Here is a 26,086-nt window from a genome sequence, read left to right as displayed (position 1 = left end):
TGGGCCTCCTACCTGCGGCGCGGTCGACCAGCGCCCCAGGTCGGAGCCCCGCGGCCCGGCTCCCACGCCCCAGGGCCGCACTGCGCGTCGACGCACCGTCACGGGATTGACACCGAACGCGGCCGGTGAGTCCATGTGCCGGCTCCGTCGGCTCGGTGCCCAGCGCAACCAACGGGCGTCCGCGCTGGCCAGGTCCGGATCCGCGGGAGGTCGTCGTGCAGGTCGTCGTCGCTGGTGCCGGGATCTCGGGGCTGACCGCCGCCCTGGCCCTCGCCCGTCAGGGACACCGGGTGCGGGTCGTGGACCGCGACGGCGGGGTGCGGCCCGCCGACCTCGACGGGGCGGCGGGGTGGGCGCGGCGGGGCGTGTCCCAGTTCCACCAGCCGCACGCCTTCCTCGCCCGGCTGCACGCCGAGCTCGCCGCGGGCCTGCCCGACGTGCTGGCCTCGCTGGTCGCGCACGGCGCCGCCCCGGTCGACCTCCCCGACGGGCTGCGGGCGCTGTGGTGCCGCCGCAGCACGCTGGAGTGGGTGCTGCAGGCCGCGGCGGAGGCCGAGCCCGGCGTGGAGCTGCGGTCCGCCGCCGCCTCCGACGTCGAGACCGCCGGCGGCGCCGTCACCGGGGTGCGCCTCGCCGACGGCGCGGTGCTGCCCGCCGACCTCGTCGTGGACGCCACCGGCCGGCGGGGCCGGCTGTCCCGCCGCTGGTCCGGCGACACCGTCGACGTGCCCACCGACGAGGTGTACGCCTCCCGCCGCTACCGGCTGCTCCCGGGGGCGGAGTTCGGGCCCGTGGAGCGCGGCGTGGTCTCGGTGGCCGAGGGCGACGGGTACGCGGTGCTGGTCTTCCCCCACGACGCCGGCACGTTCTCCGTCTGCCTCACCCGGCTGCCCGACGACCACGACCTCGCGCGCCTGCGGGAGCTGTCCTGCTTCGAGGCGGCTACCCGGGCGGTGCCGCTGGCCGCCCTGTGGACCGATCCGGCACGGGCCCGGCCGGTCTCGCCGGTCATGGTCATGGGCGGCCTGCGCAGCACCTTCCGGGTGCTCGACGACGCCGCGCCGCTGGGCCTGCACCCGCTCGCCGATGCGGTGAGCACCAGCAACCCGCACTTCGGCCGGGGCTCGGCGCTGGCGGTGGCGCACGCCCTGCGGCTGGCCGAGGCCGTGGCCGCGGCACCGGGCGACGCCCGGTCCTGGCGCGCGCAGGTCGACGCCTGGGTCCTCGGCGAGCTGCACGCCTGGTTCGAGGACGGCTGCCGCACCGACGCCGCGCGCGCGGCGGCCTGGCGGGCGGCACGCGACGGCCGCTCCTGGACCGGCGGGCCGCCGGCCGCCGTCGCTGGGGCACCGCTGCCCGGCTGGCTGGTGATGGCCGCCGCGGGCGCCGACCCGGTCGTGGGCCGGGCCGTGCTGCGCCACGCGCACCTGGTCGACCCGCCGTCGGCGCTCAGCGCGGTGCACCCCCGGGTGGCCGCGATGCTCGCCGAGGGGTGGCGCCCCGGGCGCCCGCTCGCCGACGGGCCCGGCCAGCCGGGGCGGCCGGCCGGCCCGCCGCAGGCCCCGCCACGCGAGGCGCTGCTGGCGGCGCTGGCCGCCGCCTAGTCAGCGGCGGGAACGCTCCGCCGGCGGGCCGGGCACCAGGTCCTCGGGGCGGGTCGGTGTCGCGTCCAGCGACGAGGGCCGGGCGTCCAGCGGGGACGCCTCGCCGTCGGGGACGTCGTGGAAGGACTCGACGGCCTCGCGCCGGGCGCGCCGCCGGTCCACGATCCGCGTGACCTGGATGGCCAGCTCGAACAGCACCACCATGGGCAGCGCCATCGCCAGCATCGTGAACGGGTCCTGGGTGGGCGTCACGAACGCGGCGAAGACGATGGTGAGGAAGAAGATCCACCGCCGGCTGCGGGCCAGCGCCGCGTGGGACAGGACGCCGACCAGGTTCAGCGCGACGGCCACCAGGGGCAGCTCGAAGCTGAGCCCGAAGGCCACCAGCAGGCTGATGACGAAGCCGAGGTAGTCCGCCGCGGTGAGCTGGAAGGCGACCTCGTCCCCGGCGAGGGAGAGCAGCAGCTCCAGGCCCTTGTAGAGGGTGACGTAGGCCAGGACCGCGCCGAGGGCGAACAGCGACGTGGAGGCGGCGACGAAGGTGACCGCGTAGCGCTTCTCGTTGCGCTTGAGCCCCGGGGTGATGAACGCCCAGAGCTGGTAGAGCCAGAACGGGCTGGACAGCACCGCGCCGGCGATGAGGCCGATCTTCAGCCGCAGCAGCACGCCGCCGAAGACGTCGAGGACGACGAGCTGGCAGTCCTCCGCGCCCTGGTAGCGCAGCTCCGGCGGCACCGAGCAGTAGGGCTCGGACAGGAAGGTCAGCAGCCCGTGGTCGTACCAGAGGAAGCCGGCGACGGTGCCCAGCGCGAGCGCGAGCAGGGCCTTGGCGACCCGGTTGCGCAGTTCGGTCAGGTGCGCGATGAGGCTCATCGTCGCCTCGGGGTCCCGCGGCGGCCGGCGCCGGCGGCGCCGCAGCGACGGACCGCTCACGGTGCGCTCCTGCGGCGGGTTCAGCGTGCGTCGGCGGCGCCGGGCTGCGCGGCTCGGGCCCGCAGCTCCGCGGCGCGCGCCTCGGCGGCGGCCGCCTCGGCCTCGAGCTGCGCGCGCCGGTCGGCGTCGGCGGCCTGCAGCACCGCGGGCGGGGCCGGCGTCGCGGCGCGCGCGTCGTCGTCCTTCATGCCCTTCATCTCGCCCTTGAAGATGCGCAGCGAGCGGCCGAACGAGCGCGAGGCGTCGGGCAGCTTCTTGTAACCGAAGAGCAACAGGACGGCGAGGATGATCAGGATGATCTCCGGCGCACCGATGTTCATGCGTCCTCCAGGTCGAGGGGGGCGAGCGCGATGCTACGCCGCAGGGGGTTCGTCCCAGGACCCCCGACGGATGGGGTCAGGCGTCCAGCCCGCGCCCGCTCGGCCCGCGCCCGCTCAGCCCGCGTCGGCCTGCCGTCCGCCCGCCTGCAGCTCGGCCGCCCGGGCGGCGGTGGCCTGCGCCTGCTCGAGGACGGGCCGCGCGTCCCGCTCGGCGGCCTCGAGCTCGCGGCCCAGCCGCTGGAACGCACCGAGCAGGCCGTGGGCGAGGACGCCGAGGACGACCAGGCACAGGACGGGGACGGCGATCCACACGACGAGCATCAGCACGGCAGCACCCTAGGCGCCGGGGGCAGGGCGCCGGGGGCAGGGCGCCGGGGGCAGGGCGCCGGGGATCAGGCGCCGTACCGGGCGAGGGCGGCGCGCGCGTCGGCGGCCACCGCCCCGGCCAGCCCGGCCGGCTCGTCGACGGTCGCGGCCCCGCCCAGGGAGGCCACCAGCCGCCGTGCCCAGGCCAGGTCGTGCGTGCGCAGCGCCACGGCCAGCCCGCCGGGCGGGTCGTCGACCTCGCGGACGTCCTCGACCGGGTAGTACTCCGCCACCCAGCGGGCGGTGCGGGCCAGCCGCAGCCGCACCACCGGCGCGTCCGGCGCGGGCTGGTAGACGCCGGACTCGACGTCGCGCGGCGCGGCCTGCGGCGGCGGGGCGGCCGGCTCGTCGAGCACCTCGACGTCGTCGATGCGGTCGAGGCGGAACAGCCGCACCCCGGCGACCTCCCGCGACCACGCCTCCAGGTACCAGCGGCCGTCGACCAGGTGCAGCCGCATGGGGTCGACGGTGCGCTCGGTGCGCTCGTCGCGGGTGGGGACGTAGTAGTGCAGGTGCAGCGCCCGCCCCCGCTCGAGCCCCTGCCGGACGACGGCGAGGGCCTGCTCCCGGGCGTCGACGCTCAGCGCCACCGGCGTGACCCCCTCGGCGGCGTGCCCGGCGGCGGCCGACACCTTGGCCAGGGCCCGGCTGACCGCCTCCTGCTCGGCCAGACCCGGCAGGTCCAGCAGCGTCCGCAGCGCCACGACCAGGGCGACCGCCTCGTCGGTGGTCAGCCGCAGCGGGCGGACCATGCCGGCGGTGAAGGTGACCCGCACCCGGTCGCCCTCGAAGGACAGGTCGATGAGGTCGCCGGGCCCGTAGCCGGGCAGGCCGCACATCCACAGCAGCTCGAGGTCGCGGCGCAGCTGCCGCTCGGGGACACCGAAGTCGCGGGCCACCTCGGGCAGCGGCACGCCCTCGGGCCGGGCGGTGAGGTACGGGACGAGCGACAGCAGCCGCGTCATCCGCTCGTTGGTGGCCGGGCTGGTCATCGGTCCCCCGCCTCCGCTGGGGCCTCCGCTGGGGCCTCCGTCGGGGCCATCGTCGGGGCCATCGCCGCGAGCCGGGTGAGCCGCTCGACGACGGCGTCGCGCACCGCCGCCGGGGACTCGACGAGCACGTCGGGGCCGTAGGCGGCCAGCTGGTCGGCCAGCCGCCACGGCTCGGTGGTGCGCAGCTGCAGCCGGTCGTCGCCGTCGGGGCCGGCGCCCAGCGGGGTCGCCCACCGGCGCAGCCCCACCGCGGCGCCGGGGCGGGCGCGCACGACCACCAGCTGCTCCTCCCCCCGGCCGCCGAAGGCCCCGGCGACCAGCCCGGCGAGGTCGACGTCGGCCGGTGGCTCGAAGGCGTGCTCCGGCCCGGTCGCCCGCGGCGTGCCGACGACGCGGGAGAGCCGGAACACCCGCGGCGCCTGCCGGTCGAGGTCCAGGCCCACGAGGTACCAGCGGCCGTGCCAGGCGACGACGCCCCAGGGCTGCACGCGGCGGCGGGCCGGGGCGTCCTCGTCGGGACGGCGGTAGTCGAACTGCAGCACCCGCCGGTCGCGCGCGGCGGCGTAGCAGGGCTCGAAGGCCGGCTCGTCGGAGTCCAGCCGCGGCGAGATCGGCGCCCGGGCCGGGTCGACGTCGACACCGGCGGCGCGCAGCTTCACCAGGGCGCTCTGCGCGGCACCGGCCAGCTGCGCGGACTCCCACAGCCGCAGCGCCAGGCCGACCGCGGCGGCCTCCTCGCCGGTCAGCGTGATCTCGGGCAGCTCGTAGTCGGCGCGCGCGATGCGGTAGCCGTCCTCGGTGTCGAAGACGCTGGTGCGGCCGGTCTCCAGCGGGACGCCCATCTCGCGCAGCTCGGCCTTGTCCCGCTCGAACATCCGCTTGAACGCCTCGTCGGCGCGGGCGGAGCCGTCGTCGGGCTCGTAGCCGGGGACGGTCGCGCGGATCCGGGCGGCGGTCACGTACTGCCGGGTCCCGAGCAGGGCGATGACCAGGTTGACCAGCCGCTCCGCCCGCTTCGCCGACACGCGCCCCAGGCTAGTCAGCCCGCGCCCTGAGCACCCGTCCCGGGCCGCGGACCACCTCCGCGGCGGCCCCGGTGCCGGAGGTGCCGGAGCCCGCACCGGGTCTGCGAGGCGCGGGGGGCACCGGGGTCCCTACGCTCGCCCCGTGGGGGAGAACCGGACGAGCGTGCAACGGATCCGCTGGCGACGCGGGACGGTGACCGCGACGGGCAGGAGCTGGCGCGACGCGCTGGAGCTCACCGTCGAGGTGCCCGGCGACGGCGAGGTGCGCTCGCTGGCCCACCCGTCACTGGTCGGCGTCCCCGAGGTGGGCGACGAGGTGCTGCTCAACACCACCGCGTGGGCGCAGCGGCTGGGCACCGGCGGCTACGCGCTCGTCGTCGCCGTCCCCGACCGGCTGCCCCCGGACCCGACCGGCCCCGGCCACCTGGTCAAGGCGCGCTACACGCCGCTGCAGGTGAGCGTGCAGGGCGTCGACGAGCAGGACACCGAGCACCACGACACGATCGCCGCGGCCGAGGACCTCGGCGGGATGCCGGTCGTCGTCGCCGACCTGCACTCCGCGCTGCCGGCCGTGCTCATCGGCCTGTTCGCCACCGATCCCGACCTGAGGGTCGCCTACGTCATGACCGACGGCGGCGCGCTGGTCGCCGGCTTCTCCCGGACGCTGCACACGCTGGCGCCGTCGCTGGCCGGCGTGGTGACCGTCGGGCAGGCCTTCGGCGGCGACCTGGAGGCGGTCACGCTGCACACCGGCCTGCTGGCCGCCCGGCACGTGCTCGGCGCCGACGTCACCGTGGTCACCCAGGGGCCGGGCAACCTCGGCACCGGCACGCCGTGGGGCTTCTCGGGCGTGGCCGCCGGGGAGGCGTGCAACGCCGTCAGCGTGCTCGGCGGCGAGCCGATCGGCGCGCTGCGGATCTCCGACGCCGACCCGCGCCCGCGCCACCGCGGCGTCTCCCACCACTCGCTGACCGCGTTCGGTCGGGTGGCGATGGCCGGGGTGACGCTGGTGGCCCCGCGCGGGCTGGGCTCGGAGCTCGGGCAGCAGGTCGAGGAGGACCTCGCCGGGCAGCCCGAGCGCAACCGGGTGGTGTGGGTCGACGTCGACGGCCTCGACGAGGCGCTGCAGCTCTCACCGGTCACGCTGTCGACGATGGGCCGCGGCTGGCCGGAAGAGCGCGCCTACTTCCTCGCCGCCGCGGCCGCCGGCCGCTACGCCGCCGTCCGCGTACCGCTGCCCGACGAGGCGTGACGCGCACGTCCGCGGATCCGCACCGTGCGGATCCGCGGACGTGCACCGGCTGCACCGGCCGGGCTACATGGAGGCGATGAGCTTCTCGACGCGCTCGTCGACGCTCTTGAACGGGTCCTTGCACAGCACGGTGCGCTGCGCCTGGTCGTTGAGCTTGAGGTGCACCCAGTCGACGGTGAAGTCGCGGCGCTTCTCCTGGGCCTTGCGGATGAACTCGCCGCGCAGCTTGGCCCGGGTGGTCTGCGGGGGCACGTTCTTGGCCTCGAACACCCGCGGCTCGTGCGCCACCCGCTCCACCTGGCCGCGGCGCTCGAGCAGGTAGTACAGCCCCCGCTTGCGGCTGATGTCGTGGTAGGCGAGGTCCATCTGCGCGATGCGCGGCGAGGACAGCGACAGGTCGTTCTTGGCGCGGTAGCGCTCGATCAGAGACAGCTTGGTGGCCCAGTCGATCTCGCGGTCGATCAGCGAGAGGTCGCCGCTGTCGACGGCCTTGAGCACCCGCCCCCACAGCTCGAGCATCTGCCGGTGCACCGGGCCGAAGCCCTCGCGGTCGACGAACTCCGCCGCCCGTGAGTGGTACTCGGCCTGGATCTCCAGCGCGCTCATCTCCCGGCCGTTGGCCAGGCGGACCTTGCGGCGGCCGGTGATGTCGTGGCTGATCTCGCGGATGGCGCGGATCGGGTTCTCCAGCGTCATGTCCCTGATCGGGACGCCGGCCTCGATCATCCGCAGCACCAGGTCGGTGATCGCGACCTTGAGCAGCGTCGTCGTCTCGTTCATGTTCGAGTCGCCGACGATGACGTGCAGCCGCCGGTAGCGCTCGGCGTCGGCGTGCGGCTCGTCGCGGGTGTTGATGATCGGCCGCGAGCGGGTCGTGGCGCTGGAGACGCCCTCCCAGATGTGCTCGGCGCGCTGGCTCACGCAGTAGATCGCCCCGCGCGGGGTCTGCAGCACCTTGCCCGCGCCCACGATCAGCTGGCGGCTGACCAGGAACGGGATGAGCACGTCGGCCAGCCGGGAGAACTCCCCGTGCCGGCCGACGCAGTAGTTCTCGTGGCAGCCGTAGCTGTTGCCCGCCGAGTCGGTGTTGTTCTTGAACAGGTAGATGTCGCCGGTGACACCCTCCTCGGCCAGCCGCTGCTCGGCGTCGACCAGCAGGCCCTCGAGGATCCGCTCACCGGCCTTGTCGTGGACGACGAGCTCGGTGAGGTCGTCGCACTCGGCGGTGGCGTACTCGGGGTGGCTGCCGACGTCGAGGTAGAGCCGGGAGCCGTTGCGCAGGAACACGTTGGAGCTGCGCCCCCACGAGACGACCCGCCGGAACAGGTAGCGGGCGACCTCGTCCGGGGACAGCCGCCGCTGCCCGCGGAAGGTGCACGTGACGCCGTACTCGGTCTCGATCCCGAAGATCCGTCGGTCCACGGACCGAGCCTAGGCGCCGGATGCGACTCCGGCCGGTTCCTGCCGCGGCCCGCCGCCCATCAGGACGCCGGACCGCCGTCGGTGCCGCCGCCTCCGCCGTCGGCGGGGCCCGACTGGGGGCCGCTGCCCTCCCCCGACCCGCCGGTGCCGCCGGCGGTGTCGGGCGCGGCCGGGTCGCCCAGGCCCGCCGGGGTGCCCGGCTGCGGCACGCTCGGGGTGTGCGCGTGCGTCGCCCCCTCCGGGGCCTGCCCGGCCGCCGACCGGTCGCCGAGGAGCGTGCCCAGCGCCGCGCCGACGACGCGGCGGAAGGCCCGCTTGGGCCGCCGGCGGTCCAGGACGGCGACCTCGAGCTGGCCGGCCGGCAGCAGGCCGCGGTCGCCGTTGCCCGACAGCGCCGGGCTGGACGCCGACAGCGCGCGGACGCCGACCATGAGCGTGTCGGACAGCGACTGGCCGGCCTGGAAGTCCTCCCGCAGCCGGGCGGTGACGGCGTCGGCCTGCCCGCCCATGACGACGAAGTCCGGCTCGTCGACGACGGACCCGTCGAAGGTCAGCCGGTAGAGCTGGTCCTGCTCGGGGGTCTCCCCCACCTCGGCCACGCAGAGCTCGACCTCGTAGGGCTTCATCTGCTCGGTGAAGATCGCGCCCAGGGTCTGGGCGTAGGCGTTGGCGATGACCCGGCCGGTGACGTCGCGGCGGTTGTAGGAGTACCCGCGGACGTCGGCCAGGCGCACGCCGGCCACCCGCAGGCTCTCGAACTCGCTGTAGCGGCCCACGGCGGCGAAGCCGATCCGGTCGTAGATCTCGCCGACCTTGTGCAGCGTGGAGCTGGGGTTCTCGGCGATGAACAGCACGCCGTCGGCGTAGGTGAGGACGGCGACGCTGCGGCCGCGGGAGATGCCCTTGCGGGCGTACTCCGAGCGGTCGCGCATGACCTGCTCGGCGGAGGCGTAGTACGGCATGGTCATGGCTCAGGCCCCCCGGTCGACGTTCTCGCGGTCGGCGGCGGCGCGCTCCTCGATGATCGCGTCGGCGACCTCGGCCACCTCGGCGTCGGTCAGGCGCACCGCGCCCTCGGCGTCGACGCGGTAGACGATCGGGTACAGCCGCCGCACCGGGTCCGGGCCGCCGGTGGCCGAGTCGTCGTCGGCGGCGTCGTAGAGCGCCTCGACGACGGTGCGCGTGGCGGCACCGGCGTCCAGGCCCGAGCGCCAGGTCTTCTTCAGCGAGTTCTTCGCGAACAGCGAGCCGGAGCCGACCGCGGCGTACCCGCGCTCCTCGTAGTTCCCGCCGGTGACGTCGTAGCTGAAGATCCGGCCCGGGGTGGCGCCCTCGGCGGCGTCGAGGTCGAAGCCGGCGAACAGCGGGACCACGGCCAGGCCCTGCAGGGCGGCGCCGAGGTTGCCGCGGATCATCTGCGCCAGCCGGTTGGCCTTGCCGTCGAGGCTGAGGGTCAGGCCCTCGATCTTCTCGTAGTGCTCGAGCTCGACCTGGTAGAGCCGGACCATCTCGATGGCGATGCCCGCGGCGCCGGCGATGCCGATCACCGACCACGAGTCGGCCGGGTAGACCTTCTCGATGTCGCGGCTGGAGATGAGGTTGCCCATGGTGGCCCGCCGGTCACCGCCCATGAGGACACCGCCCCCGTAGGTGACGGCGACGATCGTGGTGCCGTGCGGGGTGAGGTCGCCGGCCTGCACGCCCGGCACCGGCCGCCGGCTCGGCAGCAGGTCCGGGGCCGCCTGGGCGAGGAAGTCGGTGAACGAGGAGCCCACCCGGTCCAGGTAGGCGGGCGGGAAGCCGCTCCGGCCGGTGTGCGACTGGGTCAACCCGTCCACCCTCTCCGCGCCCCACGGGGTGCTCCTCGACGTGCCGCGGGTGCCCGCGGCGCTCGTCGTCGACCCTACCGGCGCGGCTGGCGGCCCACCCGGGACGCGGGGCCTGGCAGCGGGCCCCGTGGCGCACTACGGTCGCGCCTCCACGGCGGTACGGGGGTGGGGCCATGGCCGCGGCGCGGGTGGTGCCGCGGGTGCCCGACCGGCGCCGCTGGTGGGCGCTGGCGGGGGCGGGTGCGCTGCTCGTCGGCGTCGTCGCGCCGGCGACCGGCTGGGCGCTCGGGACCGGCGCCGGCTGGGTCGCCGTCCCGCTGGCGACGGTCGTCGTGCTCGCCGCCGTGGTGCTGTCCTCCGCCGTCCGGGAGAACGGCGCGGGCAGGTCGCTGTGGTGCGACGACGGCGTCCTGGCCGGCCGGACGCTGCTCGGGTGGCACGGCGTGGACCTGACCGAGGTGCAGGCGGTCGCCGTGGAGGAGGACGACGGCGAGCCGACCGGCCTGCTGCTGGCCGACGGCGGGGGCCACCTGCGGGTGCCGTGGCCGGAGGTGGCGCGGCTGCCGGAGGTGCGCGTGCTGCTCCTCGCCCGCCAGGCGCAGGGTGCGGTGGTGCTCCCCCGCCTGCTGTGCGCGGCGTGGGGCGTGCCGCCGCTCCCCGACGCGCCGGAGACCGGCCGCGTGCCCGGGCGCCTCCGCGACGTGGTCGCGGTGCTCATCACCGGCCTGACCGTGGTGGGTGCGCTGGTCAGCGGCCTGCTGGCCGCACTCGTCGCCCTGCGCTGACCGGCCAGCGGTCAGTCCGCGGCCGGCGGTGGAACGGGCGCGCCGGCCTGGAGAGCACGGTGGTGGAGGACGTACTCGGCGGCCGCCCGCAGCACCTCGGGATCGTCCTTGAACTGGCCCAGGCCGCCGTTGCAGTTGAAGCACAGCAACGCCCGCACCCTGCCGGTCGCGTGGCAGTGGTCCACGTGCTCCGCGGGCGCCTTGATACAGATGGCGCACAGGCCGCCCTGCTCGGCGAGCATGGCATCGGCCTGCGCGGCTGTGATCCCGTACCGCCGCTTGAGGTGGTAGGTACGTGATCCACCCATCCGGTCCTTCGACGCCTTGCCGCGGGCGTTGTGGCACGGCTTGCAGTACGGCTGGCGCCCGGAAGGCTGGCTCCTGTTCCGCACGAAGTCGTCGATCGGCTTCACCGTGGCGCAGTCCGGGCACCACTTGTGCCCGTCCGGGACGGCGACCTCCCGTCGGTGCCTGCTCTTGGGCGGTCCCTGACGCGCGTCCTTGGAACGCAGGAGTCGGCGACGGGCGTGCACGCGGCAGTAGAAGCTCAGGCCGTCCCGTCGCGACCGGTCGGAGGTGAACTCCCCGACCGGTCGCTCCTCACCACAATCCCGACAATACTTGGTATTGTTTACTGCACGAGAAGTGCTGTCGGGAGAATGGTCTATTGGCCGCCTTTCTGAACATAGCTCCTCACGAACTCTTCTGCATTCTCCTCGAGGACGTCGTCGATCTCGTCGAGGATGGCGTCGACGTCCTCGGACATCTCCTTGTGGCGCTCGGCGACCTCGGTGTCGACCGAGGCCTCGACCTCCTCGGTCTCCTCCTTGGACCGCGTCGCCCGCTGCTGCCCGCCGGTGTCCCTGGTGGCCATGTGCCCTCCCCTGGTGCGCGCCCAGTGCGTGCTGCCGCCGAAACTACCCGCAGGTACCGACACCCGGCGGGTTCAGCCGGCCGCGCCGAGCCGCGCTCTCAGCGACGCCCGGATCGCCGGCCGGGAGCCGAACACGAGCAGGAACAGCGCCTCGCGCGCCGTCCGCTCCGCCACGCTGCCCGCGCGCACGGCGGCGCTGCCGGTGGCGACGACCAGCGCCCCGGACGCCCGGTGGGCGAGGGCCGCGGCCTCCGCCCGGGCGTCCGGCAGCTCCCCGGGACCGGCGGCGTCCAGCCGGGCCCGCGCGGCGCCGAGGTCGTCGTCCAGGGGTGAGGGACCGAGCAGCCGGGTGCAGCGCAGGACCAGGCCCAGCGCGAGCGACCCGTTGAGCCGCAGCCCGGCGGCGTCGCCGGCGCGGACCGCGGCCAGCGGCGTCCGCCCGACGAGCCGGGCGGACGGCACGCGGTGACCGGTCAGCCGCAGCTCCACCGTGGCGCTCGCCTGCACGGCCACCAGCGACTGCGGCAGCACCGCCAGCGTCGGCCCCTCGACCGCGTCCACCAGGACGAACGCGACGTCGTCCCCGTCGCGCGCGGCCACCAGCAGCAGGTCGAGCAGCCCCCACCCGGTCACCCACGGGGCCGCGCCGTCGAGCACGAGGTCCGAAACGTCGCGCCGCACGGTCACCGGCGCGGCGTCGGGACGGGTGGCCGCCTGCAGCGCGATGCCCGCCCGCACGCGACCGCGGCACAGCCCGGCCAGCAGGCCGGGGTCCGAGCCGGCCGCCGCCACGCGGCCCACCACGCCGTGGTGCTGCAGCCAGACGAACGCGGCGGCCAGGTCACCGGCGGCCAGCTCCTCGACCACGGCCGCGAAGGTGCCGAGGTCGGCGCCCAGGCCCCCGGCGTGGGCCGGCCCGATGAGGCCGTAGAGCCCGGCGTCGGCCAGCGCGTCGAGGTGCCCGCGCGGGAGGACCCCGCTGCGGTCCACCTCCGCCGCCGCGGGCGCCAGCACCGCGGCGGCCAGCCCCCGCGCCACCGCGACCGGCGAGGTCACCTAGCCGCCGGTGATGGTGTCGACCAGCTCCTGCGCGCTCGACGTCGACTCGAACAGCAGGCCCACGTGGTCGCGGGTGCCGCGCAGCGGCTCCATCGTCGGGATGCGCACGAGGTTCTCCCGCCCGAGGTCGAACACCACCGAGTCCCACGACGCCGCGGCCACCTGCGCCGGGAAGCGCCGCAGGCACTCGCCGCGGAAGAAGGCCCGGGTGTCGGACGGCGGGGTGACCATCGCGCGGGTCACCTCCTCGTCGGTGAGCAGCCGCTGCATGGAGCCGCGCGCCACCAGCCGGTGGTAGAGCCCCTTCTCCGGCCGCACGTCGGAGTACTGCAGGTCCACCAGCTGCAGGCGCGAGTCGCCCCAGGACAGGCCGTCGCGGGAGCGGTAGCCCTCGAGCAGCCGCAGCTTGGCCGGCCAGTCCAGCCGGTCGGCCAGCCGCATCGGGTCGGTGGCGAGGTCGTCGAGCACCTCGGCCCAGCGGCGCAGCACGTCGGCGGTCTGCTCGTCGGCCTCCCCGCCGCGGTCGACGAACCGCTCGGCCTGGTCGAGGTAGGCGCGCTGGACGTCGATCGCGGTCATCCGGCGCCCGTCGCGCAGCCGCACCAGCGTGGTCAGCGACGGGTCGTGGCTGACCGCCTGCAGCGTGGCGACCGACTCCTCGATCGACAGGTCCTCGGTCAGCGCCCGCGCCTCGATCATCGCCAGCACCAGCGACGTCGTCCCGACCTTGAGGTAGGTCGACAGCTCCGCGAGGTTGGCGTCGCCGATGATCACGTGCAGCCGGCGGTACTCGTCGGGGTTGGCGTGCGGCTCGTCGCGGGTGTTGATGATCGGCCGCTTGAGCGTCGTCTCCAGGCCGACCTCGACCTCGAAGAAGTCCGCGCGCGAGGAGAGCTGGAAACCCTGGGTGCGGCCCTCGGGGCCGATGCCCACCCGCCCGGCGCCGGCGAAGACCTGGCGGGTGACGAAGAACGGGATGAGCCCGCGGATGATGTCGATGAACGGCGTCCGCCGGTCCATCAGGTAGTTCTCGTGGGCGCCGTAGCTGGCGCCCTTGCCGTCGGTGTTGTTCTTGTACAGCTGGATCGCACTCGTGCCCGGGATGCGGGCGGCGCGACGGGCCGCCTCGGCCATCACCCGCTCACCGGCCTTGTCCCAGAGGACGACGTCGCGGGGGTTGGTGACCTCCGGCGTCGAGTACTCCGGGTGCGCGTGGTCGACGTAGAGCCGGGCGCCGTTGGTGAGGATGACGTTGGCCATCCCCGAGTCCTCGTCGAGGTCGGTGTGGTCCAGCGCGCTGGCCGGGGAGAGGTCGAAGCCGCGGGCGTCGCGCAGCGGCGACTCCTCCTCGAAGTCCCAGCGCGGGCGGCGGCGGGTCGGTGCATCGGCCACGGCCCAGGCGTTGACCACCTGGCTGGACAGGGTCGTCGGGTTGGCGGTGGGCTGCCCGGGCACCGAGATGCCGTACTCGACCTCGGTCCCCATGACCCGGCGCGCGCTCATGGAACCGAGCCTAGGCGTCGCGCGCCGGGCGGCCCGGGGCGCCCGGACGGCCTCAGGGACGCACCGACGCCGTCGTCCGGCCGCCCCCTGCGGGGACGAGCACGCACCGGGCGAAGGCGGCCTCCGTCCACTCGTCGGGGGTGTCGAGCCACACGTCGACGGCGTAGCCGTGGGGGACCTCCCCGCCGCCGTACTCCTGCGCCGGCCCCGTGCAGCTCCCGACGAGCGACCGGCGGGCCGCCTCGTCGGGATAGGGCGGGTCCTCCGGCAGCGGGGCGACCTCGGTGCCCACGGGCTCGGCCTCGTGCGGCTGCGAGCACGGCACCACCGTGTAGTCGGTGACCACCCCGGCGAAGCAGGCGCGGAACGCGTCGTCGCCGCCGGCGAGGGCGCCCTGCAGGACGCCGGGCACCGTCTCCGGCGCGTCGTAGCCGTAGTACACGTCGCACCGGGCCCAGCGGGCGCCGGCCGCCCACTGCTCCTCGTCGGGCAGGTAGCCGGCGACGTAGGCGTAGGGGTCGTCGAGCTCGTCGCCGCTGAGGTACTCGCGGACGACGTCGAGGCCGCACAGGTCGGCCAGCGCCCGGCTCACCGGGCTGTTCGCGTCGTCGAGGTCGGCCTCGGTGGGACGCGGGTCCTCCTCGCCCAGACCGCTGTCGCCCACCACCGCGGTCTCGGCGTCGTGGTCGCCGGAGCACTCCACCTGCTCCGGCGGCTGCAGCGGCGTCTCCTCCTGGCCCTCGGCGAGCTGCCAGCAGGTCCCGGTCAGCGGCGGGGCCGCCGGGTCGGTGCTGCCCGGCGGGGCGGGCGGCACGGTCGGCTTGGCCTGCTCGAGGCCGGCGAAGTAGGCCTCACCGCCGACGGTGGTGCTGCACCCGGACAGGACGACGGCGACAGCGGCCGCGAGGACCCCGGCCGCACGGCCGGGACACCGGTGCCCGCACCCCCGTGCTGTCGGCATGCCGTGGCTCCTCCGGACGTCCGCCTGCCCGGGCCCCGGCCGCCCCGCGGGGGCGGGGCGACCGGGGTGGGCTCAGAGGTACTGGCCGGTGTTGGTGGCCGTGTCGATGGCCCGGCCGGACTCGCTGCCCTTGCCGCTGATGAGCGTGCGGATGTAGACGATCCGCTCGCCCTTCTTCCCCGAGATGCGCGCCCAGTCGTCGGGGTTGGTGGTGTTGGGCAGGTCCTCGTTCTCCTTGAACTCGTCGACGCAGGCCTGCATGAGGTGGCTGACCCGCAGACCGCTGACGCCGGTCTCCAGGCGCTCCTTGATCGCCATCTTCTTGGCCCGGTCGACGATGTTCTGCAGCATCGCCCCGGAGTTGAAGTCCTTGAAGTACAGGACCTCCTTGTCACCGTTGGCGTAGGTCACCTCGAGGAAGCGGTTCTCCTCGCTCTCGGTGTACATCCGCTCGACCGTGCGCTGGATCATCGCCGCGATGGTGGCCTCGCGGTTGCCGCCGTTCTCGGCGAGGTCGTCGGCGCTGATCGGCAGCGAGGGACGCAGGTACTTGCTGAAGATGTCGCGGGCGGCCTCGGCGTCGGGCCGCTCGATCTTGATCTTCACGTCGAGCCGGCCGGGCCGCAGGATCGCCGGGTCGATCATGTCCTCGCGGTTGGATGCGCCGATGACGATGACGTTCTCCAGGCCCTCGACGCCGTCGATCTCGCTGAGCAGCTGCGGGACGATCGTCGACTCGACGTCACTGGACACGCCCGACCCGCGGGTGCGGAAGATCGAGTCCATCTCGTCGAAGAACACGATGACCGGCGTGCCCTCGCTGGCCTTCTCGCGGGCGCGCTGGAACACCAGCCGGATGTGCCGCTCGGTCTCGCCGACGTACTTGTTGAGCAGCTCCGGGCCCTTGATGTTGAGGAAGTAGCTCTTGGCCTGGTTGACGCCCTCGCCGCGCACGGCGGCGACCTTCTTGGCCAGCGAGTTGGCGACCGCCTTGGCGATCAGCGTCTTGCCGCAGCCGGGCGGGCCGTAGAGCAGGATCCCCTTCGGCGGGCGCAGCTCGTACTCGCGGAACAGGTCCGCGTGCAGGAACGGTAGCTCGACGGCGTCGCGGATCTGCTCGATCTGCCGGGCCAGCCCGCCGATGTCGGTGTAGTCGATGTCGGGGACCTCCTCGAGGACGAGCTCCTCGACCTCGCTCTTGGGGATCCGCTCGTAGACGTAGCCCGACCGCGACTCCAGCAGCAGCGAGTCCCCGACCCGCAGCGGCTGGTCGCTGAGGGAGTCGGCCAGGTAGACGACCCGCTCCTCGTCGGTGTGGCCGATGACCAGCGCGCGCTGGGTGACGCCGTCGATCGGCTCGAGCAGCTCCTTGAGCATGACGACGTCGCCCTGCTTCTCGAAGCCGAGCGCCTCGACGACGTTCATGGCCTCGTTGAGCATGACCTCCTGGCCGGGCCGCAGGTCCTCGACCTCGACCGCCGGGGACACCGAGACGCGCAGCTTGCGCCCGCCGGTGAAGACGTCGACGGTGCCGTCGTCGTGGCGGCCGAGGTGGACGCCGTAGCCCGACGGCGGCTGGCCGAGCCGGTCGATCTCCTCCTTGAGCGTCACCAGCTGCTCGCGCGCGTCGCGCAGCGTTCCGGCCAGCTTGTCGTTGCGCTCGGAGAGGAAGGCCGCGCGGCCCTCCGCCTCGGCGATCCGCTCCTCCAGCGCCCGCACGTGCCGGGGGCTGTCGGCCACCTTGCGGCGCAGCAGACCGATCTCCTCCTCGAGGTAGGAGATCTGGGAGAGCAGGGCCGAGACGTCACGCTCGCGCCGCGCTCGGAACTCGTCGGGACCGCTTGCAGGACCGGGGCCCATCGCGCACCTCCGCACTTCGGTGGAGCCAGGAGGCAAATCTATACACGCCGACCGACACCGTGCCGGGGGCTCGCGCGGACCGTGGCGCCCCCGTTCCCGCCGCCTCGCGGCCCGGTCGGCGGTGCTGTAGAGGGGCCGTCAGCGCTACTTCTGGGGGCGGCGCTGGCGCATGGGGGCGACGGTCCCCTCGGCCAGCCGGCGGGCCGTCACGAGGAACGCGGTGTGGGCGACCATCCGGTGCTCCGGGCGCACGGCCAGGCCCACGGCGTGCCACGGGCGGACCAGCGACTCCCACGCGTACGGCTCGGTCCACACACCCTGGGCGCGCAGCGCCTCGACGTAGGTGGACAGCTGGGTGACCGTCGCCACGTAGCCCACGAGCACGCCGCCCGGGCGCAGCGCGGCGGCGACGGTGGGCAGCACGGCCCAGGGCTCGAGCATGTCGAGGACGACGCGGTCGACGACCTCCTCGGCGGGGTGGTCGGCGAGGTCGCCGAGGCGCAGGTCCCAGTGGGCGGGGACGCCGCCGAAGAAGGCGCCCACGTTGGCGCGGGCGACGTCGGCGAAGTCCTCGCGTCGCTCGTAGCTGGTGACCCGCCCGGACTCCCCGACGGCGCGCAGCAGGGAGCAGGTCAGCGCGCCGGAGCCGGCGCCGGCCTCGAGCACCCGCATGCCGGGGCCGACGTCGCCGCTGCCGACGATCTGGGCGGCGTCCTTGGGGTAGATGACCTGGGCGCCGCGGGGCATGGAGAGCACGAAGTCGGCCAGCAGCGGGCGGAACGCCAGGTAGCCGGTGTTCGCGGTGGAGTGCACGACCGAGCCCTCGGGGGCGCCGATGAGGTCGTCGTGCGCGATGGCGCCGCGGTGGGTGTGGAACTGCTTGCCGGGCTCGAGGACGACGGTGTGCAGCCGGCCCTTGGGGTCGGTGAGCTGCACCCGGTCGCCGACGGCGAACGCGCCGGGCACGGGTGCGGCGACGTCGGCCGGCTGCTCCCCGCCCGCGGGCACCGGGTCGGCGGCCGGCGCCGGTGCTGCGCTCGACGCGGTCTGGCTGGGCTCGGGCTGCGGGTCCACGGGCGGCCAGCCTAGGCGAGCGGGACGGCGGCCCCTCCCGGCGCGGGCACTCGGAACTGTCGGAGGGGCGACCTAACCTCGGGGACATGACGGCAGTGGCGCAGGACCCGGCGCAGGTGGACCCGGCGCAGGTGGACCCGGCGCAGGTGGATCCGGCGCAGCTGGGGTCGGTCTCCCCCGACACGGCGTCCGACGGCGGCGAGCCGGCCCCCGGGGACGGGGAGCGGGCACCTCGCCGGCCCTCGCTGTCCCCGAGCCGGGCGGCCGACTTCAAGACCTGCCCGCTGCTCTACCGCTTCCGCACCATCGACCGGCTGCCGGAGAAGAAGAGCGCCGCCGCGGTGCGGGGCACGCTGGTGCACTCGGTCCTGGAGCGGCTCTACGACCTCCCGCCGGCGCAGCGGACCGTCGAGGCGGCGCGTGAGCTGGTGACCCCGGCGTGGGACGAGCTGCGCGCCGACCCGGAGGTCGAGGCGCTGTTCACCGCGGCGGAGGAGGGCCGGGAGCCGCCGTCGCTGGAGTCCTGGCTGGAGTCGGCCGGGAAGCTGGTGGAGACCTACTTCCGCCTGGAGGACCCGACCCGCATCCAGCCGGAGGGCCGCGAGCAGCTGGTGGAGGTCACGCTGCCCGACGGGCTGCTGCTGCGCGGGTACGTCGACCGGCTCGACGTCGCCCGCAACGGCGCGCTGCGGGTGGTCGACTACAAGACCGGCTCGATGCCGCGTGAGGCGTTCGAGTCCAAGGCGCTGTTCCAGATGAAGTTCTACGCCCTGGTGCTGTGGCGCACCCGCGGCGTCGTGGCCAGCCAGCTCAAGCTCATCTACCTCGGCGACGGCGACGCGCTCACCTACGCCCCGGAGGAGGGCGAGCTGGTCCGGTTCGAGCGGACGCTGCTGGCCATCTGGGCGGCGATCGAGCGGGCGGTGGCCACCGGCGACTTCCGGCCCAACCGGACCCGGCTGTGCGACTGGTGCGACCACCAGGCGCTGTGCCCCTCCTTCGGCGGCACTCCCCCGCCGTTCCCCGCCGAGGCGGCCGCCAAGGCCGGCTGGGCGACGCTGCCGGTCGTCGAGCGGGACTGACGTCCCGGGCGGTCAGCCGGTCCCCGAGACCGCGAGGACCACGCCGACGACGAGCAGCAGCCTCCCCGTCACCGAGGGGACGGTGGAGCCGCGCGGGCTCCCCTCCCCGGTCCGCCACCCGGACGGCCGGGGGCGCACCCGGTCCTCTGCCGTGAGCCGCTGCGCTGAGGGCGGTGCCGTGCGCGCAGCCCGCTGTGAGGCCGGAGGCCTCCCCTGGTCCGACATCCGGTCGGCGTGTAGTTGGGGATAACGGTCGCCGCCGGGCGGACGCGGTCGGCGGCCGCGCGCTGCCGGTCCTCGGGCCGCCGCAGGGGTGCGGCGCTGCTGCGGACGGCGCCGTCCGAGCGCCGGGTGTCCCGCGTCGAGGGCCTGCCCCGCGCCGGCCGTGTCCGCGGCCGGCGCCGGGTGCTCACCGGCCCGCCCGCCGTGGCCGGTCGACCACCGGTACGCGCCAGGTCCCCTCGACCGGGCGGCGTCCCGCGCCCAGCATCGGCCGTCTCGTCCCGTACCGAGGAGGCCCACGTGCACGCCTACCGGGCCGACCGCGCCTTCGACGGGGACCGCGTCCTGCCCGACGGCGCCCTGGTCCTCGTCGACGACGACCGCATCCTCGCCGTCGAACCGGCCGCGTCCGCACCGCCCGCGGACGTGCCGCTCACCCACCTGCCCGGGACGACGCTGCTGCCCGGGCTCGTCGACGCGCACGTGCACCTCTGCGGGGACAGCGGGCCGCGGGCGCTCGACCAGCTGGACGAGCTCTCCCGGGACCAGGTCGACGCGATCGTCACCGCGTCGCTCGCCGAGCACCTGGCCGCCGGCGTCACGGCGGTGCGGGACCTCGGCGACGTCGGCTGGGCGGTCGTCGAGCGGGCGCCGGGGCCGGGCCCGACCGTGGTCGCCTCCGGGCCGCCGATCACCTCCCCCGCGGGCCACTGCGCGTCGATGGGCGGGGCGACCGCGGGCGTCGACGCCCTGCGGGCCGCCGTGCGCGAGCGCGCCGAGCGCGGCGCCGGCGTCGTCAAGCTGATGGCCAGCGGCGGCGCGATGACGGCCGGCACGGACATGGCCGCCTGCCAGTTCACCTCGGCCGAGGTGCACGCCGTGGTCGAGGAGGCCCACCGGCTCGGCCTGCCGGTGACCGCGCACGCGCACGCCCTCGGCGCCGTCCGGCAGGTGCTGGCCGCGGGGGTGGACGGCATCGAGCACTGCACCGGGCTGACCGCCACCGGCTGGGGCGTCCCGCCGGCGCTGGCGGGGCAGCTCGCCCGGGCGGGCACCGCCGTCTGCCCGACCCTGGGCCTCGCGCCCGGAACCGTCCCGCCGCCGCGGGTGCAGGCGCTGATCGACCGGCTGGGCCTCACCGAGCAGGCGCGCGCCGAGGAGGCCGCCCGGCTGCACCGCGCCGGCGTGCGGATCGTCAGCGGGGTCGACGCCGGCATCGCCCCGGGCAAGCCGCACGGGATCCTCCCGGAGGCCGTGGCCTCGCTGGCCGGCGGCGGCGTGCCGGCTCCCGAGGCCCTCCGGACGGCGACCGGCGCGGCGGCGGACGCGTGCGGGCTGGCGAGGCGCACCGGCCGGCTCGCGCCGGGGCTCGACGCGGACCTGCTGCTCGTCGATGGCGACCCCACGGCCGACGTCACGGCGCTGCTGCGCGTGCGGCTGGTCGTGTCCCGCGGCCGGGAGGTCGGGACCTGAGCGCTCAGGAGCGGGGCGCGGCGGCCTGCCGGTCGAGGACCAGTCGCTCCAGGTCCGCGACGCCGACCCCGGCGAGGGTGCCGCGCAGGACCAGGCCCGGCGCCGGGGCCAGCGGCTGCAGCGAGGGCACGCCGAGGACGGCGCACCCGGCGGCCAGGCCGGCCGTGACCCCGGCTCCCGAGTCCTCGACGACCACGCAGTCCGCCGGGTCGACGCCCAGGGCCTCGGCGGCCTGCAGGTAGGGCGCGGGATCGGGCTTGCGCGCGGGCACCTCGTCGCCGCAGACGGTGAGGTCGAACGGCGGCACGTCGGGGAACGCGGCCTCGATCTGCGCGACGACCAGCTCGGCCAGCCGGCGCGGCGTCGTCGTCACCAGGGCCGTGGGCAGCGCGGCCGCGCGGACGTCGGCCAGCAGCTCCCGCGCTCCGGGCCGCCAGTGCAGCTCGGCGGCGAGCAGGCCGGCCACCGCGTCCTCCACCCAGGCGATGTCCGCGCGGGTGTCCCCGGGGCTGCGCTCGATGCCGAGGTCGGCCTGCAGGATGCGCATCGAGGTCGCCATGCTGGTGCCGACGGTCGCCTCGCGCGCGGGCCCGCTGAGTTCCCCGCCCAGGCGTCGGGCCAGGGCGAACAGCGCCTCGCCCCAGTGCTGCTCGGACTCGACCAGCGTGCCGTCCATGTCGAACATGACTGCGGCGAGGTGGTTCGGCATCTGACCTGTGGTTTCCCCTACTCGGACGTCTCCCGGGCTGCACGACGGGTGCACGTCCGGATCGATCGTGGACAGGATCCCGGCCATCGCCGCGCGCGTGCTCAGCACGTCGTCGGGCTCCACGCAGGCGTGCTCGCGGGTCGGGCGACCTCCGCGTCCGAGTGTCCCAGCCGGCGTGAGACGGTGACGACGCGGACCCCGCGGGAGACCACGCGCGACCGTGTGCCCACCCGCGTGCTGTCCGCGGCGGGCAACGGTGCGTGCGCTGCCCCGTGCTCCTCGGCGAGCTCCGCGGAGGTGATCGACGCCCGCTCGGCGTCGATGCAGCGCCGGTGAGCGCCGACGCCTCCACCGTGGCGGGGTGGCGCTCGGTGTCCACCGTGCGGTCGGAGCACCACCTGAGCGCCCGAGGGATCCCGGGACCGCGCGTACCAGCGGGCCAGGCCGTGACGACCGCGCCGCTCGGGGCTCGCCACCGTCCCTCCCGCAGGATGCCGGTTCCGCGGTCCTCCTCCGGTCAGCCGGCCACCAGCGTCTCCACGTTCGGGAGCTCCCCTTCCGGCGCCTGTACCGAGCCGACTGCAGCCGACGACCGTGCGGGTGGACCGCTCACGCATCGACCGCACGCGCGCTCTCGGCCGGCCCTGACGGCCCCGCTCGTCCGTCGGGCCCCGACCCGCCGTCGACCCCGCGGTCGGGATGGGTGGCCCACCGTGCGATCCCCGACTCAGGGAGCGCCGTCCTCCGGGGCCCGACTCCGCCGCGTCCCGCAGGATCCGCGACGCATCAGCCAGGTGCGCGGGCCGCCGTCGGGCGGGTCGACGACGTCGGTCACGGCGAAGCCCAGCCGCCGGTAGAGGTGCACGGTGGCCTCGGCGCTGGTCTCCAGGCGCACCGGCAACCCCTCGCGGTCGGCGCGGTCCAGGCCGGGCGCGAGAGTCGCCGTGCCCAGCCCGCGTCCCTGCAGGTGCCGCACGACTCCCACACTTGCCAGGAGCAGGTGCTCCTCGCTCGACCGGCGCGGCGCCAGTACCGCCTCGGCGGCGGCCGCGGCGGCCGCCCGGCTGCCGGCGAGCTCGACCGACGCCGCCCCGACCTCGGCCCAGACGTCCCCGGGGACCGCGGCACCGGGCAGCCAGACGGCGACGGTGGCCGGGCCCTCGGGGGTCGTGCCGATGTCGACGTGCCCGTACGGCAGGGCGATGGTGCCGAGGTCGAGGCGGAAGAGCCGGGTGAGCCGCTGGGCGTGGGCGTCGGCCCCGACGGTCCACCGGGTCCAGGGGTGGTCGGCGAAGGCGTCGGCGAGGACGTCGGCGGCGGCGGGGACGTCGTCGGGCTGCGCCGGGCGCACGTGCAGTGTCATCCGTTCCTCCAGCCGTGTCGAGGGGCCTGGCGGCCCGGGGTCGGTCCCCGTGCCGCTGCCCGCATGGCCGGTGCCCGGCATGCGGGCGGCCGGGCGTGGGCTCAGGTCGCCTGGACGGTGAACGGGACCGTGATGACGTCCCCGTCGGCGAGGCGGAACTGGGCCCACAGCCGGTACGTCCCGGCGGTGGGGAACTCGGCGTGGACGTCGAGTTCGGGGCCGAAGGTCCGGCCGGGGAGGGCGAAGACCGGCCGACCGGTCTCGTCGGTCACCTCGGCGTGCTCGTGGGCGAAGGTCCGCCCGTCGGCGCGCATCACGACGACGTGTCCGGCGGCGGCCAGGTAGGGCTGCAGGTCGTCGACCGGCCGCCCGGTGACGGCGTCGGTGACCGTGAGGTCCAGGTCGCTGACACCCCCGGCCTCGACGTCGCCCTCGAGCTCGACGCGCACGCCGTCGACGACCACCGCGCGCGGCCCGGCGGCGAGCAGGACCGGCGCCGGCGCGGCGCCGGCCACGGTGACCACCTGCCGCTGGTGGACGTCGCTCATCTGGCCCTGACGGCGGAACTCGGTGTTGACGACGTACCGGCCGGCGGTCGGGAACGTGAGGTCCACGGCCAGTTCTCCGGGTCGGCCGGTCGGCCGGGGGTGGACGTGGGCGAACGTGCCGAGGTCCTCGCGGGTGGCGATGAGGTGCATCCACGCCTCGTGGCTGCGGGTGAGGTCCTCGACCGGCTCGCCGCTGGCGCTGTCGACGACGGTGGCGAGCACACGCGCCGGCTCCCCCGGGCGCACGGCGGTGGGCACGTCGAGGCGGACGTCGACTCCGGCGTCGGCGGCGTCGGTCGGTGGCACCTCGGCGGTCATCATCTCGCTCATCGCCGGGCGCATCGGCATGCCGGTGCCCTGCACCCAGGCCAGCGTGCCGTTCATGCCGCGCCCGGCGACGTCCATCCGGCTCACCGCGGTCAGGCCGGCGCCCAGCGCCAGGGCGACGGCAGCGACGCCGGTCAGGTAGGCGTACTGGCCGACCCGGGCCCGCACCGGCGGGTGCAGGATCTCGGTCACCGTGGCCGGGCGTCGGAACCGGCGCAGCCGCAGCGCGTTGGTGACCACGCTGACCGAGCTCATCGCCATCGCCGCGGAGGCCAGCACGGGGTCCAGCAGCAGCCCGTTCCACCAGTACAGCGCGCCGGCAGCGACCGGGACGAGCAGCAGGTTGTAGCCGAAGGCCCACCCCAGGCCCTGCTTCATCGTGGTGACGGTGCGCCGGGACAGGGCGATCGCCGAGACGATCCCGCGCAGGTCACCGCCGACCAGGGTGACGTCGGAGGCGGCGATGGCGACGTCCGCACCGGTGCCGATCGCGATGCCGACGTCGGCGGCCGACAGGGCGGCCGCGTCGTTGACGCCGTCACCGGCCATCGCCACGACGTGCCCCCGTGCCTGCAGCTCGCGGACCTTCGCCGCCTTGTCCGCCGGCAGCACCTCCGCGAGGACGTGCCCGATGCCGACCCGGCCGGCGATCGCCTGCGCGGTGGCGGCGTTGTCGCCGGTCAGCATCCAGACCTGCACGCCCAGTGCCTGCAGCTGCGCCACCGCCTCGCCCGACTCCGGCTTGACGGTGTCGGCGACGGCGAGGACGGCGGCCGGCCGTCCGTCGACGGCGGCGAACATCGGCGTCTGCCCCGCGGCGGCGGCGGTCGCGGCGACCGACGTCAACGGGGCCGTGTCGACGCCGCGCGCGGTCATCAGCGCCTGGTTGCCGACGTGCACGGTCCGGTCGCCGACGACCGCGTCGATGCCGTGGCCGGGGACGGCGTCGAAGGAGCGCAGCGCCGACAGGGACAGCCCACGTGCCTCGGCGGCGGCCACGATCGCCTCGCCGACGGGGTGCTCGCTGCCGGTCTCCGCGGCGGCGACCAGGGCCAGGACGTCGTCCTCGGCCCAGCCGCCCACCGTGGTCACCGAGGTCAGGGCGGGCCGGCCGCGGGTGATGGTGCCGGTCTTGTCCAGGACGACGGCGGTGACCCGGCGGGCGGTCTCCAGCGCATCCCCGTTGCCGATGAGGATGCCGAGCTCAGCCGCACGGCCGGTGCCGACCATGACCGCGGTCGGTGTGGCCAGCCCCAGCGCGCACGGGCAGGCGATGATCAGCACCGCGATCGTCGTGGTGATCGCCATCGTCATCCGCCCGGTGTCCGGGCCGAGGACCGCCCAGGCGAGGAACGTGGCTGCGGCCAGTCCCAGGACGATCGGCACGAACCAGGCCGACACCCGGTCGGCCAGCCGCTGCATCGGCACCTTCGCGCCCTGCGCGTCCTCCACCAGCCGCACGATCTGCGCCAGGGCGGTGTCGGTGCCGACCGCGGTGGCCCGGAACACCACCGTGCCGGTGCGGTTCAGCGTCGCGCCGATGACCGTGTCGCCCACGGCCTTGTCCACCGGCAGGCTCTCGCCGGTCAGCATGCTCTCGTCGACCGCGGTGGTGCCGTCGGTCACGACGCCGTCGACCGGCACCTTCTCCCCCGGCCGCACCCGCACCAGGTCGCCGACGAGCAACTGCTCCACCGGGACGTCGACCTCCGCGCCGTCGCGCAGCACCCGCGCGGTCTTCGGCGCGAGGCCGACCAGGGCGGTGATCGCCCCTGCGGTGCGCTTCTTGGCCCGTGCCTCCATCCAGCGGCCGGCCAGGACCAGGGCGAGGATCACCAGCGAGGTCTCGAAGTACACGTGCAGCGGCAGTCCCCAGCGCTCGGCCGCCGCCGGCCACAGGGTGACGAACGCGCTGTAGCCGTAGGCGACACCGGTGCCCAGCGCGACCAGGGTGTTCATGTTCGTCGACCGGTGCCGGGCGGCGGCCCAGGCGGCGCGGTAGACGTCGCGGCCGGCCCAGGACTGCACGACGGTGGCGACCACCAGGATGGCCGGCATCAGCCAGTCCATCGTGTCCAGGTACAGGGGCACGTACATCAGGACCATCAGACCGAGGCCGGTGGCGAGGGTGGTCTGCCACTTCCGCTTCAGCGCGGTGAGGTGCGCCTCCTCGTCTCGTCCCTCGCTCGAGGTCGCAGCGCCGGGCACCTCGGCGACGGGCCGGGCCGCGCGGCGCGGGGTGGCGGTGTAACCGGCACGGGCGACCGCGGCGGTCAGGTCCTCGAGGCCGGCCTGAGCCGGGTCGAAGCGGACGGTGGCGACCTCGGTGGCCAGATTGACCTCCGCGCCGGCCACGCCGTCCACCCGGTTGAGGGCCCTCTCCACCCGGCCGACGCAGGACGCGCAGGTCATGCCGCCGATGTCGAGGGTGCAGCTGGCGGTCACCTCGTTGGCCGCGGCGACGGACGGCGCGGTGGTGGTCATCCCGGACTCCTGGGGTCGG

Annotated in this window: 23 protein-coding genes; 5 read left to right on the top strand and 18 right to left on the bottom strand. The window is 75.4% G+C overall.

Going from position 1 to position 26,086, the window contains the following annotated elements; translation table 11 throughout:
• The first annotated feature begins 215 nt into the window (after window positions 1–215).
• Window positions 216–1,604, top strand: a complete 1,389-nt coding sequence (locus tag JD79_RS17145) for an FAD-dependent oxidoreductase (RefSeq protein WP_110006514.1) — start codon at window positions 216–218, stop codon at window positions 1,602–1,604.
• Here JD79_RS17145 and tatC read toward each other — a convergent pair whose 3' ends face one another.
• From tatC to JD79_RS17120, 5 genes are all read right to left on the bottom strand, one after another.
• A complete protein-coding gene (gene tatC, locus JD79_RS17140; RefSeq protein WP_245900168.1) occupies window positions 1,605–2,537 on the bottom strand; it encodes a twin-arginine translocase subunit TatC in 933 nt (310 codons plus the stop codon).
• A gap of 20 nt (window positions 2,538–2,557) precedes the next feature.
• Window positions 2,558–2,857: a Sec-independent protein translocase subunit TatA gene (tatA, locus tag JD79_RS17135; protein WP_110006513.1), complete on the bottom strand. Its 300-nt coding sequence runs from the start codon at window positions 2,855–2,857 to the stop codon at window positions 2,558–2,560.
• 114 nt (window positions 2,858–2,971) lie between these two features.
• Entirely contained in the window at window positions 2,972–3,178 is a 207-nt protein-coding gene (locus tag JD79_RS17130) for a hypothetical protein (protein WP_110007801.1), read from the bottom strand.
• A 71-nt stretch (window positions 3,179–3,249) separates the two neighbouring features.
• Complete coding sequence (locus tag JD79_RS17125) at window positions 3,250–4,215, bottom strand: helix-turn-helix transcriptional regulator (protein WP_110006512.1); 966 nt, start codon at window positions 4,213–4,215, stop codon at window positions 3,250–3,252.
• Window positions 4,212–5,240, bottom strand: coding sequence for a helix-turn-helix transcriptional regulator (locus tag JD79_RS17120; RefSeq protein WP_110006511.1), 1,029 nt, complete (start codon window positions 5,238–5,240; stop codon window positions 4,212–4,214). Before JD79_RS17120 ends, JD79_RS17125 begins: the two co-directional genes overlap by 4 nt.
• A gap of 142 nt (window positions 5,241–5,382) precedes the next feature.
• Here JD79_RS17120 and JD79_RS17115 point away from each other — a divergent pair, with 142 nt between their 5' ends.
• Entirely contained in the window at window positions 5,383–6,492 is a 1,110-nt protein-coding gene (locus tag JD79_RS17115) for a DUF3866 family protein (RefSeq protein WP_245900167.1), read from the top strand.
• A 63-nt stretch (window positions 6,493–6,555) separates the two neighbouring features.
• On the opposite strand, the gene pafA is transcribed toward JD79_RS17115, so the two are convergent.
• From pafA to prcB, 3 genes are read right to left on the bottom strand one after another with little or no spacing between them, the layout of a single operon-like run.
• Window positions 6,556–7,914 (bottom strand): Pup--protein ligase, encoded by a 1,359-nt coding sequence (pafA, locus tag JD79_RS17110; RefSeq protein ID WP_110006509.1) that lies wholly within the window; start codon window positions 7,912–7,914, stop codon window positions 6,556–6,558.
• A 59-nt stretch (window positions 7,915–7,973) separates the two neighbouring features.
• Window positions 7,974–8,882, bottom strand: coding sequence for a proteasome subunit alpha (gene prcA, locus JD79_RS17105; protein ID WP_110006508.1), 909 nt, complete (start codon window positions 8,880–8,882; stop codon window positions 7,974–7,976).
• A 3-nt stretch (window positions 8,883–8,885) separates the two neighbouring features.
• Complete coding sequence (gene prcB / locus JD79_RS17100) at window positions 8,886–9,743, bottom strand: proteasome subunit beta (protein WP_110007800.1); 858 nt, start codon at window positions 9,741–9,743, stop codon at window positions 8,886–8,888.
• 173 nt (window positions 9,744–9,916) lie between these two features.
• Here prcB and JD79_RS17095 point away from each other — a divergent pair, with 173 nt between their 5' ends.
• On the top strand, window positions 9,917–10,528 hold the full coding sequence (locus JD79_RS17095) for a hypothetical protein (protein WP_110006507.1): 612 nt from the start codon (window positions 9,917–9,919) through the stop codon (window positions 10,526–10,528).
• Between the two features lie 11 nt (window positions 10,529–10,539).
• Here JD79_RS17095 and JD79_RS23920 read toward each other — a convergent pair whose 3' ends face one another.
• The 7 genes from JD79_RS23920 to JD79_RS17060 all read right to left on the bottom strand — a co-directional run bounded on the left by JD79_RS23920 (window position 10,540) and on the right by JD79_RS17060 (window position 17,859).
• Window positions 10,540–10,836: an endonuclease VII domain-containing protein gene (locus JD79_RS23920; RefSeq protein ID WP_245900165.1), complete on the bottom strand. Its 297-nt coding sequence runs from the start codon at window positions 10,834–10,836 to the stop codon at window positions 10,540–10,542.
• 356 nt (window positions 10,837–11,192) lie between these two features.
• On the bottom strand, window positions 11,193–11,402 hold the full coding sequence (locus JD79_RS17085; RefSeq protein WP_110006505.1) for a ubiquitin-like protein Pup: 210 nt from the start codon (window positions 11,400–11,402) through the stop codon (window positions 11,193–11,195).
• Between the two features lie 72 nt (window positions 11,403–11,474).
• Complete coding sequence (locus JD79_RS17080; protein ID WP_110006504.1) at window positions 11,475–12,458, bottom strand: acyl-CoA dehydrogenase family protein; 984 nt, start codon at window positions 12,456–12,458, stop codon at window positions 11,475–11,477.
• Window positions 12,459–13,964 (bottom strand): depupylase/deamidase Dop, encoded by a 1,506-nt coding sequence (gene dop / locus JD79_RS17075; protein WP_110006503.1) that lies wholly within the window; start codon window positions 13,962–13,964, stop codon window positions 12,459–12,461.
• A gap of 52 nt (window positions 13,965–14,016) precedes the next feature.
• Complete coding sequence (locus JD79_RS17070; protein WP_110006502.1) at window positions 14,017–14,925, bottom strand: septum formation family protein; 909 nt, start codon at window positions 14,923–14,925, stop codon at window positions 14,017–14,019.
• Between the two features lie 72 nt (window positions 14,926–14,997).
• The gene (gene arc, locus JD79_RS17065) at window positions 14,998–16,785 is read right to left on the bottom strand and encodes a proteasome ATPase (protein ID WP_110006501.1); all 1,788 of its coding nucleotides are present in this window, start codon (window positions 16,783–16,785) and stop codon (window positions 14,998–15,000) included.
• Between the two features lie 144 nt (window positions 16,786–16,929).
• Window positions 16,930–17,859: a tRNA (adenine-N1)-methyltransferase gene (locus JD79_RS17060; RefSeq protein WP_281270324.1), complete on the bottom strand. Its 930-nt coding sequence runs from the start codon at window positions 17,857–17,859 to the stop codon at window positions 16,930–16,932.
• A gap of 86 nt (window positions 17,860–17,945) precedes the next feature.
• Between JD79_RS17060 and JD79_RS17055 the strand changes: the two genes are divergently transcribed.
• Both JD79_RS17055 and JD79_RS17050 read left to right on the top strand, forming a co-directional pair.
• Complete coding sequence (locus JD79_RS17055; RefSeq protein WP_110006500.1) at window positions 17,946–18,941, top strand: RecB family exonuclease; 996 nt, start codon at window positions 17,946–17,948, stop codon at window positions 18,939–18,941.
• Between the two features lie 522 nt (window positions 18,942–19,463).
• Window positions 19,464–20,636 carry an amidohydrolase family protein gene (locus tag JD79_RS17050; protein ID WP_110006499.1) on the top strand — a complete coding sequence of 391 codons (1,173 nt, stop codon included), beginning with the start codon at window positions 19,464–19,466 and terminating at the stop codon, window positions 20,634–20,636.
• Window positions 20,637–20,640: 4 nt separating this feature from the next.
• On the opposite strand, the gene JD79_RS17045 is transcribed toward JD79_RS17050, so the two are convergent.
• The 3 genes from JD79_RS17045 to JD79_RS17035 all read right to left on the bottom strand — a co-directional run bounded on the left by JD79_RS17045 (window position 20,641) and on the right by JD79_RS17035 (window position 26,067).
• Entirely contained in the window at window positions 20,641–21,345 is a 705-nt protein-coding gene (locus JD79_RS17045; RefSeq protein WP_211308025.1) for an HAD family hydrolase, read from the bottom strand.
• Between the two features lie 727 nt (window positions 21,346–22,072).
• Window positions 22,073–22,708: a GNAT family N-acetyltransferase gene (locus JD79_RS17040; protein WP_110006498.1), complete on the bottom strand. Its 636-nt coding sequence runs from the start codon at window positions 22,706–22,708 to the stop codon at window positions 22,073–22,075.
• A gap of 101 nt (window positions 22,709–22,809) precedes the next feature.
• A complete protein-coding gene (locus JD79_RS17035) occupies window positions 22,810–26,067 on the bottom strand; it encodes a heavy metal translocating P-type ATPase (protein ID WP_110006497.1) in 3,258 nt (1,085 codons plus the stop codon).
• Window positions 26,068–26,086: the final 19 nt, after the last annotated feature.

The organism is Geodermatophilus normandii, assembly GCF_003182485.1.
Taxonomy (GTDB): Bacteria; Actinomycetota; Actinomycetes; order Mycobacteriales; family Geodermatophilaceae; genus Geodermatophilus; species Geodermatophilus normandii.
This window is presented reverse-complemented; position numbering and strand designations above follow the sequence as displayed.

Excerpts from the sequence above, each read along its gene's own strand:
- JD79_RS17040 (WP_110006498.1), bottom strand. The coding sequence starts at position 22,708 with ATGACACTGCACGTGCGCCCGGCGCAGCCCGACGACGTCCCCGCCGCC.
- JD79_RS17130 (WP_110007801.1), bottom strand. The coding sequence starts at position 3,178 with ATGCTCGTCGTGTGGATCGCCGTCCCCGTCCTGTGCCTGGTCGTCCTC.
- JD79_RS17035 (WP_110006497.1), bottom strand. The coding sequence starts at position 26,067 with ATGACCACCACCGCGCCGTCCGTCGCCGCGGCCAACGAGGTGACCGCC.
- JD79_RS17070 (WP_110006502.1), bottom strand. The coding sequence starts at position 14,925 with ATGCCGACAGCACGGGGGTGCGGGCACCGGTGTCCCGGCCGTGCGGCC.
- JD79_RS17125 (WP_110006512.1), bottom strand. The coding sequence starts at position 4,215 with ATGACCAGCCCGGCCACCAACGAGCGGATGACGCGGCTGCTGTCGCTC.
- arc (WP_110006501.1), bottom strand. The coding sequence starts at position 16,785 with ATGGGCCCCGGTCCTGCAAGCGGTCCCGACGAGTTCCGAGCGCGGCGC.
- JD79_RS23920 (WP_245900165.1), bottom strand. The coding sequence starts at position 10,836 with ATGGGTGGATCACGTACCTACCACCTCAAGCGGCGGTACGGGATCACA.
- JD79_RS17055 (WP_110006500.1), top strand. The coding sequence starts at position 17,946 with ATGACGGCAGTGGCGCAGGACCCGGCGCAGGTGGACCCGGCGCAGGTG.
- tatA (WP_110006513.1), bottom strand. The coding sequence starts at position 2,857 with ATGAACATCGGTGCGCCGGAGATCATCCTGATCATCCTCGCCGTCCTG.
- JD79_RS17045 (WP_211308025.1), bottom strand. The coding sequence starts at position 21,345 with ATGCCGAACCACCTCGCCGCAGTCATGTTCGACATGGACGGCACGCTG.
- prcA (WP_110006508.1), bottom strand. The coding sequence starts at position 8,882 with ATGACCATGCCGTACTACGCCTCCGCCGAGCAGGTCATGCGCGACCGC.
- JD79_RS17085 (WP_110006505.1), bottom strand. The coding sequence starts at position 11,402 with ATGGCCACCAGGGACACCGGCGGGCAGCAGCGGGCGACGCGGTCCAAG.
- JD79_RS17095 (WP_110006507.1), top strand. The coding sequence starts at position 9,917 with ATGGCCGCGGCGCGGGTGGTGCCGCGGGTGCCCGACCGGCGCCGCTGG.
- dop (WP_110006503.1), bottom strand. The coding sequence starts at position 13,964 with ATGAGCGCGCGCCGGGTCATGGGGACCGAGGTCGAGTACGGCATCTCG.